Below are 14,227 nucleotides of genomic sequence, written 5' to 3'. Positions count from 1 at the left end.
CTACCACTGTTGCGGCAAGCCCCTTCCAGCAGCAATCGCCGCGCAGCCGCATCACCAGGCTCACCGCCGGGTTGAAATGCGCACCGGAAACCGGGCCCAGCATCGTGATCAGCACATAGAGGATCGCGCCTGTTGCAATCGTGTTGCCAAGCAGCGCGACCGCGACATTCCCACCCGCCAGCTGTTCCGCCATGATGCCGGAGCCGACCACGGTCGCGAACAGGAAGAAACTCCCCAACGCCTCCCCCCAAAGCCGCTGCTTCATCATTGCTGCCATTCGATCAGCCGCAGCAGCCGGTTGTTGCGGGCGCTGGCGCCGCTTGCGTCGGCGCGCAACAGGCATTGGCGGCGGCGTTGGCAGAGGCAAGCTGCTGCAATTCCGGATTGCCGCCATAGACGGTGGATTCGCCATTGGTGAGAAACGCCTCCCACACCACGCCGTCGGGGTCGGCGATCCAGCTTTTTTCCGATTGCGCATAGCAGCAGGTGGTTGCACCTTCCTCCAGCACCGGGCGGTCGGCGGCCTTCAGGCGGCCATAAACTTCGGCGAGTTCGCCCTGATCCTCCACCTGAATGCCCAGATGCTCGACACCCTTCACCGCGCCACACTTTTGCGAGATGGCAAAATTGACGCGCGGGTCATCGAGCATCCATTTGGCATAATCGGGCTTCACCACCGAAGGTTCCTGCCCGAACAGGCCCGAATAAAATGCGATAGAGGCGTCGAGTTTTTCGACCCCGACATGCACGTGAAAGCGTTTCATGCAATTTTCCTTTCGTCCGAAGTGGCAGGCGCGCAGCCGGATTCCGTATCCGAGCCGCAAGCGGCACCCGCGCAGCAATTTTCCATGAGATAGCCGATCAGCCCGCTCATCGCGGCATAGTCGGCCGAGTAAATCAGCGACCGTCCCTGCCGCTCCTGCCGGATCAGCCCGGCATGGCTCAGCTGTGCGAGGTGGAAGGACAGCGAGCTGTTGGGCACCCCCAACCGCTCCGCCAGTACCCCTGCGGGAAGCCCGGAAGCCCCCGCCTGCACCAGCAAGCGAAATGCCGCCAACCGATGCTCCTGCGCCAGCGCACCGAGGGCCTTGATAACGATGTCGGCGTCCATGACGACTCCTTTATTTCGATATTTGTAGAAATATCGAATCGGATTGGAGAGTCAAGCGATGTTTCGAGAACTATCGAAACAATTCGTCGATGCGCAAAACCACCAACGATTGAGTAGTTGCTACTCAATTACCGAACAAAGATCTGATATCGCAGCCAAACACGCCTCCACGCGCTCTCGTTCGCCAGCTTTATAATGATGCCATACGACATCAAGCAGATCGCGAGTAAGCCTAGCCGCTACGGGAAGCGTCGCTGCAATAAAAAAGTGGTTCAATAAAATGGAACTGAGGCCGTGGGTGCTCGACATGATGGCGAACAAAAGTCAGCTTATGGAGCGCGTCCAACTCGTTGTCGGTAACTTCTAACGAACACCCACTCCATTCCATGGGATGTTCCATCGCTTTAGCAAGCAAGTAGGGGAACGACATAATTCGATCACCTTTCGGCGGCGAGACCTCGCCCTCTGGCGACTCCTCAAAATACAAAAGATATGCCGCTTGGAGTTTCGGTTCGTACGCCCCAATATTCGCCGATCCAGCCAAAGCGTCTGTCAAAGCAGATTGTAACGCAAGATGAGCCGACTTTGCGGCAAGTGCCAACCTCAAAGGTTCTGTTCGCCAACGCTCTAGATGGTCCTTAACGTTAAACAAGTTTAATACAGCGAGCGAGCGCGGGGTAACTTCTACATAATGAGCAAGCGGATCGATAACCGACCTGCGCTCTTCGATTTCCTTGTCGAGTATTTCCTCAAGTGTAAGTCTTCGTTCTTCGTTCAATTTTGTCTCATTAATAGTTTGAAATCACTTTGGACATGCTTATGCCTTTGCCTCAGTTGCAAACGTCAATCCGATTGTCCAGTTGTCCTGTAAGCCTTGAAACCGAGGACCACGGCACGCACGCAGTCCTGCGGAGTTGAGCCTCCATCGAAGAAGCCTTGGCACGGGCCGGTCATCAATTCAGGCCGCTCCTCTTGTAGCCAGTTGAGTGCCGCCTCAAATTCGGGCGGGTCGTTGGAACTGTTACGGACGGCGACGATGCGCCCCTCGGAAACCGTCAGGTGAAATTTATCGGTCACCCAATAGCCGGTGCCCAGCGCCACGATCAGGTCGTCACGCACGGTGATCGCGCAGGTGATTTCGCTGGCACTGGCAAATTGGCAAGGCTCGCGTTTCAGGACTGCGTAATTGCCGCCTTGCGCCCAGCCTTGATAAAACAACAATGCAGGCTGCGAAGCAGGCGCATCAACCATCGCCTCGCGCAACGGGCTCGAGTCGAACGTATAAAAGGCATCAATCAGCCTTTCCGCCGCAGCGAGCGGCGGGTTTTCGCTGGCGGATTGAGTGTGCCCAGCGGCGGCGCATCCGCTGAAGCCAAGCAAAAGAGCGAACACAGGCCGATAGCGCATAGACAATGCCTCCCTATCCCGCCTGTTTGCCACAAACATCGCCATCGGGGAATGGCCGTCATCACGCCGTTTCCGCTCGACGAAAACCCATTTTACAATTACATTGAAGTCGGTCGCTCGAAAAATTGCCGCTGCACAAGCGCTTTGGCCCGGAGGGGTTTGGGAGGGGGACGACTGATGAAACAATCTCTGCTTAACTTACTGCCGCCTGCAACGGTCGCGGCTATATTGGCATTCTGGGCTTTTGCACCGGTAGCTTGGGTGGAAAACTGGTGGACTATCACTGCGGTTGGCCTTGTCGCGCTGGCCTTTGTCCAATTGATGGAATTTGTCGCCGAACGCCATGTCGGCTGGCGGATTAACCGGCAGGAGCTTTTGACCGACCTGTTTTACGTTCTGCTCGGTCTTACTGCCATTTCGTGGGTCAGCGATACCTTCGCGCACGGCCCATTGGAGGAAGCCAAAATTGCCTTGGGTCTGTCGACGCCATGGATGATGGAACTGCCGTTCCTGGTTCAGGTCGCCATCGTCATGTTGCTGATCGAATTCGGGCAATATTGGATGCATCGCTGGATGCATAACAATGCCTTTTTGTGGTCAACCCACGCCCCGCATCATCACATCACGCAGTTGAACGCGATGAAGGGCTATGTCGGCAATCCGATTGAATTGTTCCTGATCAGCCTCAGCGTGATCGCCTTGCTCGATTTTGACAAAGCGCCGATGTTTGCGGCCTTCAATTCGCTCGGCGTCATCTCATTTTATGCCCATGCCAACGTGCGTGCCGACCCGCCCCAATGGTTTTCCTTCTTCTTCACGACAATACAGCACCACAGCCTGCACCACACAGCGGAGAGTTTTGAGGATACGCGCTGCAATTACGGCAACTGCGTGATCCTGTTTGACCGGATGTTTGGTACTTTTCGTGAAGGGGAATCGGCTATTGCCGGTCAGGATGATCGCAAGCGTTTGACGATCCGCGAGCAATTCCTGTTTCCGTTCCAACCGTGGATAGATCGGCGGCGCGCCCGACAAACGTAAGTTTAACGATAGCACGCTGCCTCACTCCCCCGCCCATACAAAAGGCGTCAGCCCCCGCTCGCGTTCGTTGAACACCAGCACCCGGCCTGCGGGCGGCGCGCTGCGTTGGGGGCAATCGGGGCGCGTGCAGGCGCGGCAGCCCAGGCCGATGGGGGTCGCCTCCCCCGCGCCCAGGTCTATGCCGCGTGCGGCGGCAAGCGGCGCGGCGAGTTGCGCGTCGATCCCCAACCCTACGGCAAATTCGGCGCGGATGCCGCCTTCCCTGCCCGCCTGCGGTTGCACGGTGCGCGCGATGGTGAACCAGCGGCTGCCATCCTCCAGCTCGACCATATCCTTCACCAGATGGCCGGGCCGATCGAACGCGGTGTGCAGCCGCCAGAGCGGGCAGCGCGCATCGCTCTCCACGAGCGGAGAGGCGCTGGCCCCGGCATAGCGTTTGCTCGATTGCCCCGCCCGGTCGATGCGCAGCATGAAGAATGGCAGCCCACGTGCGCCCACCCGCTGCAACGTGGTCAGCCGGTGCGCGACCTGCTCGAACCCTGCGCCAAATCGCCGCTGGAGCAGCTCTATATCATAGCCCGTGCCCTCGCACGCGCGCAGGAAACGGGCATAGGGCATCATCAGCGCGGCGGCGAAATAGCTGGTCAGATGGCGGCGATAGAAGCGCTCGCTCGCGCGTTCGGCAAAGTTCGCACCTTTGACGAGGCCGTCAATCTCCGCCCGCGCCTCCAGATTTGCCAGCTCGCTCGCGGCGGCAAAGGTGCGGCTGGCGGGATCGAGCAGTTCGGATAGCTGAAGCTGGCGCGCGTGCAGATCGAGCCGTTTGAGCCGGTCGGGCAGGACATCGACGGGCAGGATGCGGATGGAGAGCTGGTGCTTGACGCGCAGCCGCTCGGCAATCGCGCCGTAAAGGTCGGCATATGCGAGGCGCAGCTCGTCCGCCAGCGCCTCAGCCTGTGCGTCGAGATCGGCGAAATGGTTGCGCCAGCGCTCGATTTCGGCGCGAACGGCGGCGATGGCATCGGCCTCTTGTGCGGGGCCCGCGCCCGACAACCGGTCAAAGGCGCGGGCAAAGGCTTCGGCAGCATCGGGGGCGGCAGCGATCCAGTCTTCGAGTTGCAGCTTGTCGAGGTTGAGATCGGCGAACAGCGGGTCGGCAAGGCGGCGGCGCAGCGCCTCTACCCCGCCGCCGGGGGTTGCGCCGGTCAGGCTGCGCGCGTCGAAATCGAACCTCTCGGCAAGCCGCAACAGGATCGCGGCGGTCAACGGGCGCTGGTTGCGCTCGATCAGATTGAGGTAGCTGGGCGATACCGCCAGCGCCTCCGCCATCGCGGTTTGCGTCAGCCCGTTAGACCGGCGGATGCGCCGGACAGCGGCCCCGGCGAAAAGTTTTTGCTCTGCCATTGCGACGGATTTGTCACAAATATTACTATTTGACAAGTTTAATGGTCATTTGTGCAACGCACACACAACATTTTTGACAAATCAGACTCACCGGATGAAGGTCAACATAGGTAAGACGTCTCCAATTCAGACCTCCCAAACAAGGATTTGTCACAATGACCTATCAGGAAGAAATCAAGGCAGCAGGCCAACTCATCGGCTCGCAAAACGGAACCTGGGATTCGATCAGCCCCGAATCCGTCGCCCGCATGCGCCTGCAAAACCGTTTCCAGACCGGTCTCGACATCGCCCGCTACACCGCCAAAATCATGCGCGAAGACATGGCCGCTTATGATGCCGACCCCGCCAACTACACCCAGTCGCTCGGCTGCTGGCACGGCTTCATCGCGCAGCAGAAGATGATTTCTGTGAAGAAGCATTTCGGCACCACCAAAAAGCGCTACCTCTATCTTTCCGGCTGGATGATCGCCGCCCTGCGCAGCGAATTCGGCCCCCTGCCCGACCAGTCGATGCACGAAAAGACCAGCGTTCCCGCGCTGATCGAAGAACTCTACACCTTCCTGCGTCAGGCCGACAGCCGCGAACTCAACCTGCTCTTCCGCGACCTCGACAAGGCCCGCGAAACCGGCAATGCGGCCGCTGAAGCTGAATTGCTGGGCAAGATCGAGAATTACGAAACCCATGTCGTTCCGATCATTGCCGATATCGACGCAGGCTTCGGCAATGCTGAGGCGACCTACCTGCTCGCCAAGAAGATGATCGAAGCCGGCGCCTGCGCGCTGCAGATCGAAAACCAGGTTTCGGACGAAAAGCAATGCGGCCACCAGGATGGCAAGGTCACCGTTCCGCATGAAGACTTCCTGCAGAAGATCCGCGCGTGCCGCTATGCCTTCCTCGAACTCGGTGTTCCTGATGGCATCATCGTTGCCCGCACCGACTCGCTCGGTGCTGGCCTGACCAAGCAGATTGCGGTGTCCAAGGAACCCGGCGATCTGGGCGATCTGTATAACAGCTTCCTCGATTGCGAAGAAATCGACCCGGCAACCGCGCAGAATGGCGATGTCATCCTTAACCGCAACGGCAAACTGCTGAAGCCGAAGCGCCTGCCTTCAAACCTCTTCCAGTTCCGTTCGGGAACCGGTGAAGACCGTTGCGTGCTCGATTGCATCACCTCGCTGCAGAACGGCGCGGACCTGATCTGGATCGAAACCGAAAAGCCGCATATTGAACAGATTGCTGGAATGGTTGACCGTATCCGCGAAGTCGTTCCCAATGCGAAGCTCGCGTACAACAACTCGCCGAGCTTCAACTGGACGCTCAATTTCCGCCAGCAGGTGTTCGATGCATGGACCGCCGAAGGCAAGGACGTGTCGGCTTATGACCGTGCGAACCTGATGAGCGCATCTTACGATGAAACCGATCTGGGAGTCGAAGCCGACCGCCGCATCCAGACTTTCCAGCGCGACGCTGCAAAGCGGGCGGGTATCTTCCACCACCTGATCACACTGCCGACCTATCACACCGCAGCGCTCAGCACCGACAACCTTGCCAAGGACTATTTCGGCGAAATGGGCATGCTTGGCTATGTCGCAGGCGTCCAGCGCAAGGAAATCCGCCAGGGCATCGCCTGCGTGAAGCACCAGAATATGTCCGGTTCCGACATTGGCGATGATCATAAGGAATATTTCGCCGGTGAAGCAGCCCTGAAAGCGGGTGGCAAGGACAACACCATGAACCAGTTCGCCAACGCGGCCTGATTTAATCGTCGAAAAGGAGTTAGCTATGAGTGAACCAGCACGTTCCCGCGCAGTCCTTTCAACCGAGGACTTCAAGCTGATCCGCAAGGCGCTCGCGCAGTATCTGCCCACTGTGGAAGATGGTGAGGAATCGAAGAAATTCGCCCGCCTCTACCACCGCTTGGGAAGCGCCGCCAAACTGGGCTGAATGAGTTTTCCTGGGGAGGAAAAACTGCCTTGGGCCGCCGGTAAAATTACCGGCGGCCTTTTTCTATCCACGCGTCAATCAATCGTTTTTTAACGATAAAGCTTTAGCAAACCTGCTGTATTTCGCGAAACTGAGGTTGATCATGGATAATATCCAGAAAAGCGTCGTAGCCGTCCTGTGTGTTGCCGTATTTGCTGCGTTAATTATACCATCGGAAAGCAGCGTTAAACCCGAACAGGCCAGTGCACCCGAAGCTCCCGTGCCCACGCCGCAACCTGTAATAGCTCAGGAAACTGCCGATGCACCTGCAGAGAGCGACGAATTTGCGCAGCAAGAAGATGCTGAAATTCCAGATGAGTATGAAACCTTCGGGCAACCGATGAACGACGCCCAACCTTTGGGCACGAATTCAAACTCGAGTGAATCACAATCCCAGCAGACGAATTTGCCTGCAGGTGCCCTCAACGGACAATCGGCGACCGCTGGTCAAAATTATGCTGATCAGGTGGCAGCTGGTTCAACCGGTGCTCCAATACGCACCAACCAACCAGTCGAATAACGCCCAGATTCTCATCCTTCAATTAACGCATAAAAAAGGCCGCCACGCAGCACGCGCAGCGGCCTTTTTCAATTTCCATTTCGATCAGGCGAGGTCGAACCTGTCAGCGTTCATGACCTTTACCCATGCCTTGACGAAGTCGGCGACGAACTTCTGCTCATTGCCTTTCTCCGCATAGACTTCAGCCACGGCGCGCAATTGCGAGTTGGAACCAAACACAAGGTCGGCCCGCGTCGCGCGCCAACGCTCGGTGCGACCGCCACGTGCATAACCGACATATTCCTCATCCTGGCTGCCTTCGACGGCTTCCCAGAAGGTATCCATGTCGAGCAGGTTCACGAAGAAGTCATTGGTCAACTGGCCAACGCGGTTGGTGAATACGCCATGTGAACGCCCGCCATGGTTGGCACCCATCACGCGCAAACCACCAACGAGAGCCGTCATTTCCGGTGCCGACAGGCCAAGCAATGCCGCGCGGTCAATCAGCAATTCTTCGGTCTTCACCGAGAATTTATTCGACAGATAGTTGCGGAAACCATCGGCACGCGGTTCGAGCACGTCGAAGCTTTCGGCATCGGTCCATTCCTGCGTCGCGTCGCCACGGCCGCCGGTGAAGGGAACGGTCACGTTATAGCCGGCATCCTTGGCTGCCTTTTCGACTGCCGCGCTGCCTGCCAGCACAATGGCGTCCGCCATCGACAGTGAACCACGCAACTCATCGATCTTTGCAAGCGTCGCCGCCAGCTGTTCCGGCTCGTTCACAGCCCAGCCGTTTTGCGGCGCCAATCGGACGCGCGCACCATTCGCACCGCCGCGGTGGTCGCTCTTGCGATAGGTTGATGCCGAAGCCCAAGCTGCTTTGATAAGATCGCTGGCAGCGACACCGCTGGCCAGGATCTTGGTCTTGAATGCAGCAACGTCTGCGTCCGAAGGCATCGTGCCGGCAGGAACAGGATCTTGCCAGATCAGGTCTTCCTTCGGCACTTCCGGTCCATGATAGCGGGCTTTGGGCCCCATATCGCGGTGACATAGCTTGAACCAGGCACGTGCAAAGGCATCGTCAAGTGCCGCCTGATCATCACGGAAGCGTTCCGAAATCTTGCGATATTCGGGATCCATCTTCAGCGCCATGTCGGCTGTAGTCATCATCGTCGGAACCCGCTTCGACGGATCACGCGCGTCGGGCGCCATATCTTCTGGATCGGGATCGATGGGCGTCCACTGCTGCGCGCCAGCCGGGCTATGGACCAGCTTGTAGTCATATTTGAACAGCAGGCGGAAATAGTCACCACCCCACTGCGTCGGATTGTTCGACCATGCACCTTCGATACCGGATGTAGTGATTTTACCCGATGCAATCTGTTCCGGATCCGTTGCCCAGCCAAAGCCCATCTTTTCCAAAGTTTCCGACTCGGGGCTTCCGCTCAACTGGTCAGCGGGAATTGCACCATGCGCCTTACCAAAGGCGTGGCCACCTGCAGTCAGCGCTACAGTCTCTTCGTCATTCATCGCCATACGAGCGAAGGTAATCCGCATGTCGCGAGCCGAGAGCAACGGATCAGGGTTGCCGCCGGGGCCCTCGGGGTTGACGTAGATCAGGCCCATCTGGATTGCTGCGAGCGGGTTTTCGAGATCGATCTGCTTGTCCGGTTGGATGCGGGTTTCCGCACCCTGATCTACCCACAGGTCTTCCTCACCCCAGTAAATGTCTTTCTCGGGTTCGTAGACGTCTGCACGACCGCCACCAAAACCGAAGACCGGTCCGCCCATCGACTCGATGGCCACGTTGCCAGCGAGAATGAAAAGGTCTGCCCAGCTGATCTTCTGGCCATATTTCTGTTTGATTGGCCACAACAGACGACGCGCCTTGTCGAGGTTGCCGTTATCGGGCCATGAGTTCAGCGGGGCAAAGCGCTGCTGACCACTATTCGCACCGCCGCGTCCATCTGCCGTGCGATAGGTACCGGCAGCGTGCCAGGCCATACGTATGAAGAAGGGGCCATAATGGCCGTAGTCAGCTGGCCACCAGGGTTTGCTGTCGGTCATCAGTGCTGTCAGGTCGGCCTTCAGCGCCTGATAGTCGATCGACTTGAACGCTTGAACATAGTCAAAGTCCGGCCCCATCGGGTCAGGCGAAACGCCGCCCTGATGCAGGATATCTACGGGAAGAGCTTCAGGCCACCAATCCTTGTTGGTACGGCCTAGAAGCGAGCGGGCCGCATCCTTGTGGACCGGGCAACCGCCGCCAGTGTTGATGGGAGTTTGGTCGTTCATGGCTTTTCCTATCCTGTTTATGAGTTCGGATTCTGGTGCGACACACAGCACTATAAATTCAAACTATCTCAACCCCATGACAATGCCATCGAGTTTTTCCTTGCACTGTTATCGACTAAATCGATTGTCCGAGAGCCAAAGTTTGAATTTTTCGAAAATGAGTTGCATTAGACTATTGAGCCGTCCAGCCTCCATCCATTGAGAGATTGGCGCCAGTGATGGCTCCTGCCGCATCGCTACACAGATAGACTGCCAATGAAGCCAATTGCTCCACCTGCACAAATTGCTTCTGCGGTTGAGCGGCTAAGAGCACGTCGTTGATCACCTGATCGCGCGTCAAACCTCGAGCTTTCATAGTATCTGGGATCTGGTTTTCGACCAGCGACGTCCAGACATAGCCCGGGCAGATATTATTGACGGTGATGCCATCACGGGCCACTTCCAACGCAATCGTTTTGGTGAAACCGGCAATGCCGTGTTTTGCGGCGTTGTACGCGCTTTTGAAGGGCGATGCGACGAGGCTGTGCATCGAACCGGTGTTGATGATGCGGCCCCAGCCCTTTTCCTTCATCGCGGGCACAACTGCCTTGGTCGTGTGAAAGGCGGACGAAAGGATGATGGCGATGATGGCATCCCATTTGTCCTCCGGGAAGCTGTCGACTGGCGAGACGTGCTGTATGCCGGCATTGTTGATCAATATGTCAGGTGCGCCCAATTTGGCGGTGCAATCGGCAACCATCGCGCGAATTTCTTCCGGCTTGGTCATGTCCGCTGGCGAATAGAGCGCACCTGCATTGCTGGTGCGTATCAGTTCCTCGACATAGCCCTGGATTTCGGCCGCATCGCCAAAGCCGTTGATCATCACGCTGGCACCTTCGGCAGCCAGCGCCCGTGCATAGCCCAGACCAATGCCTGATGTGGAGCCGGTAATCAGAGCGGTTTTGCCTTTGAGAAACATGGGATAAGTCCTTTGCGGTACTGTTTGTAAATCCGCCTTCTTCCTTGCGCTTTTGCGACAAAACCGCAATGCTTGATTGACCGCGACTAGGGAGAATCGCCATGCGCCTCGACGATCTTGATCCAAGCAGCAACACCCGAGACCACGGTACCGGCGGCGGAGGTTTCAGCATGGGGAGCGGCGGAGGCGGCATGGGCTCGCTGATATTCGGGCTGCTTCCTCTATTGTTCGGCCGAAAAATGGGCTGCGGCACATTGTTGATTTTGGCAGTCGTGGGCTATTTCCTGTTTTCGAGTGGCATGCTCAATCTCGGCGGCACCGGAATGGCGCCCACCGAAACGGCACAGCAGGGTGCCGGCGGCAACCAGGCCTGCGACACGCAGGAAGAGCTCTTTGCCTGCCGCGTTCTCAAATCGACTGAGGACACATGGGGCGCCCTGTTCGCGCAAGCTGGCCAGCGCTACCAGCCGACCACCCTGAATTTCTATCAGCAAGGCACACAGTCCGGCTGCGGATCGGCACAATCGGCAATGGGGCCATTCTATTGCCCAGCCGACCAAGGGGTCTATCTCGACACGACCTTCTTCCAGCAAATGCAACAGATGAGCGGCGGCGGCGATTTCGCTTATGCCTATGTTATCGCGCATGAAGTCGGCCATCATATCCAGAATTTGACGGGCGTCGCCGATCAGGTCCGCCGTGCGCAGGCGCGCGCCAGTCAGGCCGAAGGCAACGCTCTGCAGGTTCGCATGGAATTGCAGGCCGATTGTTACGCGGGCGTGTGGGCTGCTAAAAACGCTGCCCGCATCGAACCCGGCGATGTCGAGGAAGGCATGCGTGCCGCCCATGCCATCGGCGATGACAAGCTGATGCGCGATGCGGGGCGCGCGCCGGTCGAGAGCATGTTCACGCATGGAACCAGCGAACAGCGAATGGCAGCGTTGAAGCAAGGTCTGCAGAGCGGTGATCCCAACAGCTGCGACTATTTCGGCGGCGCATCCTGACCTTCAATGCGTCTATCCGATTGCCACAATGTTGAAGATTTCCGGCGGCTGGCAAAGCGACGCCTACCCTCGCCTGTCTTTAACTATATCGACGGAGCGGGTGACGATGAGGTAACCAAGAGGCGCAATACCTCGTCATTCGACGATTGCGATCTCGTACCCAATGTTCTCGCCGGCGTTGAAAACATCGACATGACTACAACCGTGATGGGCAAGAAAATCGGCATGCCGCTTTTTCTTTCCCCCACAGCGTTGCAGCGGTTGTTCCATTGGCAAGGGGAACGCGCTGTTGCTGCAGTCGCGGAACGCTTCAATACCTGGTTCGGCATTTCGAGCCTTGCGACGGTCAGCATCGAAGAGGTCGGTGCGGCGATCAAGACCCCCAAGATGTTCCAGCTTTATATCCACAAAGACAAAGGGCTGAACAAATCGATGGTTGAACGCTGCAAGGCGGCGAACTTCGATGCCATCACGTTGACGGTCGACACTATTGTCGCGGGGAATCGCGAACGCTGTTTGCGTACTGGCTTCACTTCCCCTCCGCGCTTCACACCCTCTTCGGTGCTCAGCTATGCCACTCATCCCGGCTGGGTGATGAACTATCTGTTCCGCGAAAAATTCTCGCTGCCCAATCTTTCTACCCATGTCAGCGAAGGCACCAATGTCGCGGTTTCGGTGGCGGATTATTTCAACACCATGCTCGACCAATCTATGGATTGGAAAATGGCTGAAGCCATCCGCACCGAATGGGGCGGGCAATTCTGCCTGAAGGGTGTGATGTCGGTTGAGGATGCCAAACGCGCGGTGGATATTGGCGCGACGGCAATCATGGTTTCGAACCATGGCGGGCGACAATTGGATGGATCGAGATCTCCTTTCGATCAGATCGCCGAAATCGCCGATGCCGTTGGCGGCAAAATAGACATCATATGCGATGGCGGCGTTCGGCGCGGAACGCATGTGTTGAAAGCGCTCGCGGCAGGAGCAACGGCTTGCTCGGGTGGCAGGCTTTATCTTTATGCTTTGGCGGCTGCGGGCGAGCCCGGGGTTGACCGTGTGATCGGCAAGCTGCGCGACGAAATCGAACGCGCCATGAAACTCATGGGCGTCCGATCCGTCGCAGAGCTTGACCGCTCTATGCTGCGCTGGCGGTAGGCCCCTCGCCGCCCCGCTTTGCACCCCAATCGATGTGCCGGGTTGCCCACATCACCACCGCGAGAGCGACGAAGAGCAGGATCGATCCAATAATCAGAGCATAGGCTTCAAGATTGAGCAGGACGTAGAGCGTGGCGTACAGCCCGACCAGCAACCCGCCTATAACACGCGCGCGTAGCCAGCTTTTCAGTACCGCTGCCGAATAAGCGGTCAGCAAGCCGGTAATCGCGCCACCAGCAAGCAAATAAGCCCAGGTGAAGCCGATGACCTCGGCAAAGGCGAGCAGCATCACGAAGAACAGCACCAGCCCTGCCCCGGTCAGCAGATACTCGGCAGCAGCAACCTTTGCCCCGCCGACCACGTCAAACATCAGGAAAGCAAGGAAGGTGAAGCCGATGAACAGGAAGCCATATTTCACCGAGCGGTCGACCTGGCTGTAAAGATCTACGGGTTCGATAAGGCCGATTGTAGCTGCCTGCGAAGGTCCGCCCACGGGCTGCGCACTGGCCGATGAAGCCACCATCGGTGCGACATAGCCGCCATCAAGTTGCGGCATGCCGAGGTCTTCTTTCAGCACAAGAGACTGGCCAAGAGCCAGGTTGGTAACCTTGTGCGCCGAAGAAAAGCCCTTGTCTGAAATCGTGCGCTTGGTCGGGAGGAAATCACCGGCAAAGCTCGGGCTCGGCCAGGTCGACTTGACTTCCCAACTGGTTTGCTTGCCGCGCGGTACCATCGTCAGCGATTTGTTGCCGCGGAAGGCGTAGCTGTAACTGACGTCCAACGGCGTCGTACCATCCCAGTCGATGAAGGTGAAAAAGCCAGAATTGCCGGAGGCCGCCAGCCCCTTGCCAGGCTGCAATTCGAGCGTGGTTCCGTTGACTTGTACCTTGCTGTCCGCCTGCAATCCCCGCGCATCCGAAATACCAAAGCGCAATTCAGCGCCTGCAAGGTTCAGGCTATCACGCGGAATTCCATAACGCGCGAAATCTGTGGGCAAGGTAAAACGCGCATTGCCGCTGTTGGACGCGACGAACAACACGCTTTCATAGATCGACTTTTTCTTCCGCTCGGGGCGAAGGTCGGTCTTTATCGCATTGGTTTCGGGTGACAGAAACAACTCGCGCTGAACCCGCACTGTCCGGGTCGTCTGCTGGCCGTTTTCGGTCACAGTTTCGACATTGTCGGTAGTGTACGGAATGACCAGTACCGGCCCGACCACAACCTGCGGCCCGCCCCAGCCTGCAGCAATCGAGGTCTGTGCGGTATTGGCCTGCTCCTGCCTGTCCCAAGACAGTGCAAAAACCATCATCAATGGGATGGCGAGCACAAGGCCGAGCAGCGTCGTATCGAACGCCGTGCCCAGACCACTG

The 14,227-nt window shown here is 57.7% G+C and carries 15 protein-coding genes; 6 read left to right on the top strand and 9 right to left on the bottom strand.

Annotation, left to right across the window (positions count from 1 at the left end):
* The 5 genes from Q0239_RS06480 to Q0239_RS06460 form a co-directional block, all read right to left on the bottom strand.
* Positions 1-268, bottom strand: a 268-nt coding sequence (locus Q0239_RS06480) for an aquaporin (RefSeq protein ID WP_298600096.1), incomplete at its 3' end; no start/stop codon positions are given.
* Between the two features lie 13 nt (positions 269-281).
* A complete protein-coding gene (locus tag Q0239_RS06475) occupies positions 282-764 on the bottom strand; it encodes an ArsI/CadI family heavy metal resistance metalloenzyme (RefSeq protein ID WP_298600091.1) in 483 nt (160 codons plus the stop codon).
* Positions 761-1,111, bottom strand: a complete 351-nt coding sequence (locus tag Q0239_RS06470) for a helix-turn-helix transcriptional regulator (RefSeq protein ID WP_298600087.1) — start codon at positions 1,109-1,111, stop codon at positions 761-763. Before Q0239_RS06470 ends, Q0239_RS06475 begins: the two co-directional genes overlap by 4 nt.
* 232 nt (positions 1,112-1,343) lie before the next feature.
* Complete coding sequence (locus Q0239_RS06465) at positions 1,344-1,889, bottom strand: hypothetical protein (RefSeq protein WP_298600084.1); 546 nt, start codon at positions 1,887-1,889, stop codon at positions 1,344-1,346.
* Positions 1,890-1,954: 65 nt separating this feature from the next.
* Positions 1,955-2,518 (bottom strand): hypothetical protein, encoded by a 564-nt coding sequence (locus Q0239_RS06460; protein WP_298600081.1) that lies wholly within the window; start codon positions 2,516-2,518, stop codon positions 1,955-1,957.
* A gap of 177 nt (positions 2,519-2,695) precedes the next feature.
* Here Q0239_RS06460 and Q0239_RS06455 point away from each other — a divergent pair, with 177 nt between their 5' ends.
* A complete protein-coding gene (locus Q0239_RS06455) occupies positions 2,696-3,559 on the top strand; it encodes a sterol desaturase family protein (protein ID WP_298600079.1) in 864 nt (287 codons plus the stop codon).
* Positions 3,560-3,580: 21 nt separating this feature from the next.
* On the opposite strand, the gene Q0239_RS06450 is transcribed toward Q0239_RS06455, so the two are convergent.
* Entirely contained in the window at positions 3,581-4,963 is a 1,383-nt protein-coding gene (locus Q0239_RS06450) for a short-chain fatty acyl-CoA regulator family protein (protein ID WP_298600077.1), read from the bottom strand.
* A gap of 155 nt (positions 4,964-5,118) precedes the next feature.
* Between Q0239_RS06450 and Q0239_RS06445 the strand changes: the two genes are divergently transcribed.
* From Q0239_RS06445 to Q0239_RS06435, 3 genes are all read left to right on the top strand, one after another.
* Positions 5,119-6,720: an isocitrate lyase gene (locus Q0239_RS06445; RefSeq protein WP_298600074.1), complete on the top strand. Its 1,602-nt coding sequence runs from the start codon at positions 5,119-5,121 to the stop codon at positions 6,718-6,720.
* 25 nt (positions 6,721-6,745) lie between these two features.
* Positions 6,746-6,907 (top strand): hypothetical protein, encoded by a 162-nt coding sequence (locus Q0239_RS06440; RefSeq protein ID WP_298600070.1) that lies wholly within the window; start codon positions 6,746-6,748, stop codon positions 6,905-6,907.
* 142 nt (positions 6,908-7,049) lie between these two features.
* Positions 7,050-7,466 carry a hypothetical protein gene (locus tag Q0239_RS06435; RefSeq protein WP_298600068.1) on the top strand — a complete coding sequence of 139 codons (417 nt, stop codon included), beginning with the start codon at positions 7,050-7,052 and terminating at the stop codon, positions 7,464-7,466.
* Between the two features lie 84 nt (positions 7,467-7,550).
* On the opposite strand, the gene katG is transcribed toward Q0239_RS06435, so the two are convergent.
* Positions 7,551-9,740: a catalase/peroxidase HPI gene (gene katG / locus Q0239_RS06430; protein WP_298600066.1), complete on the bottom strand. Its 2,190-nt coding sequence runs from the start codon at positions 9,738-9,740 to the stop codon at positions 7,551-7,553.
* A 172-nt stretch (positions 9,741-9,912) separates the two neighbouring features.
* Positions 9,913-10,698, bottom strand: a complete 786-nt coding sequence (locus Q0239_RS06425) for a 3-hydroxybutyrate dehydrogenase (RefSeq protein ID WP_298600064.1) — start codon at positions 10,696-10,698, stop codon at positions 9,913-9,915.
* 101 nt (positions 10,699-10,799) lie between these two features.
* Between Q0239_RS06425 and Q0239_RS06420 the strand changes: the two genes are divergently transcribed.
* The gene (locus Q0239_RS06420) at positions 10,800-11,702 is read left to right on the top strand and encodes a neutral zinc metallopeptidase (RefSeq protein WP_298600062.1); all 903 of its coding nucleotides are present in this window, start codon (positions 10,800-10,802) and stop codon (positions 11,700-11,702) included.
* Positions 11,703-11,708: 6 nt separating this feature from the next.
* Entirely contained in the window at positions 11,709-12,857 is a 1,149-nt protein-coding gene (locus tag Q0239_RS06415) for an alpha-hydroxy acid oxidase (protein WP_298600059.1), read from the top strand.
* Here the strand turns inward: Q0239_RS06415 and creD are convergent.
* A partial coding sequence (gene creD / locus Q0239_RS06410; RefSeq protein ID WP_367276072.1) for a cell envelope integrity protein CreD occupies positions 12,838-14,227 on the bottom strand: 1,390 nt, incomplete at its 5' end. The two genes, Q0239_RS06415 and creD, sit on opposite strands and share 20 nt — an antisense overlap.

The organism is uncultured Sphingorhabdus sp. (genome assembly GCF_937872355.1).
Lineage (GTDB): Bacteria > Pseudomonadota > Alphaproteobacteria > Sphingomonadales > Sphingomonadaceae > Sphingorhabdus_B.
Note: the sequence above shows the minus strand (reverse complement) of the source record. Positions and strands in the feature narration are given on the sequence as shown.

Coding starts and splice junctions, on each gene's coding strand:
- Q0239_RS06475 (WP_298600091.1), bottom strand. CDS start 764: ATGAAACGCTTTCACGTGCATGTCGGGGTCGAAAAACTCGACGCCTCT.
- Q0239_RS06470 (WP_298600087.1), bottom strand. CDS start 1,111: ATGGACGCCGACATCGTTATCAAGGCCCTCGGTGCGCTGGCGCAGGAG.
- Q0239_RS06460 (WP_298600081.1), bottom strand. CDS start 2,518: ATGCGCTATCGGCCTGTGTTCGCTCTTTTGCTTGGCTTCAGCGGATGC.
- Q0239_RS06455 (WP_298600079.1), top strand. CDS start 2,696: ATGAAACAATCTCTGCTTAACTTACTGCCGCCTGCAACGGTCGCGGCT.
- Q0239_RS06450 (WP_298600077.1), bottom strand. CDS start 4,963: ATGGCAGAGCAAAAACTTTTCGCCGGGGCCGCTGTCCGGCGCATCCGC.
- Q0239_RS06445 (WP_298600074.1), top strand. CDS start 5,119: ATGACCTATCAGGAAGAAATCAAGGCAGCAGGCCAACTCATCGGCTCG.
- Q0239_RS06440 (WP_298600070.1), top strand. CDS start 6,746: ATGAGTGAACCAGCACGTTCCCGCGCAGTCCTTTCAACCGAGGACTTC.
- Q0239_RS06435 (WP_298600068.1), top strand. CDS start 7,050: ATGGATAATATCCAGAAAAGCGTCGTAGCCGTCCTGTGTGTTGCCGTA.
- katG (WP_298600066.1), bottom strand. CDS start 9,740: ATGAACGACCAAACTCCCATCAACACTGGCGGCGGTTGCCCGGTCCAC.
- Q0239_RS06425 (WP_298600064.1), bottom strand. CDS start 10,698: ATGTTTCTCAAAGGCAAAACCGCTCTGATTACCGGCTCCACATCAGGC.
- Q0239_RS06420 (WP_298600062.1), top strand. CDS start 10,800: ATGCGCCTCGACGATCTTGATCCAAGCAGCAACACCCGAGACCACGGT.
- Q0239_RS06415 (WP_298600059.1), top strand. CDS start 11,709: ATGCGTCTATCCGATTGCCACAATGTTGAAGATTTCCGGCGGCTGGCA.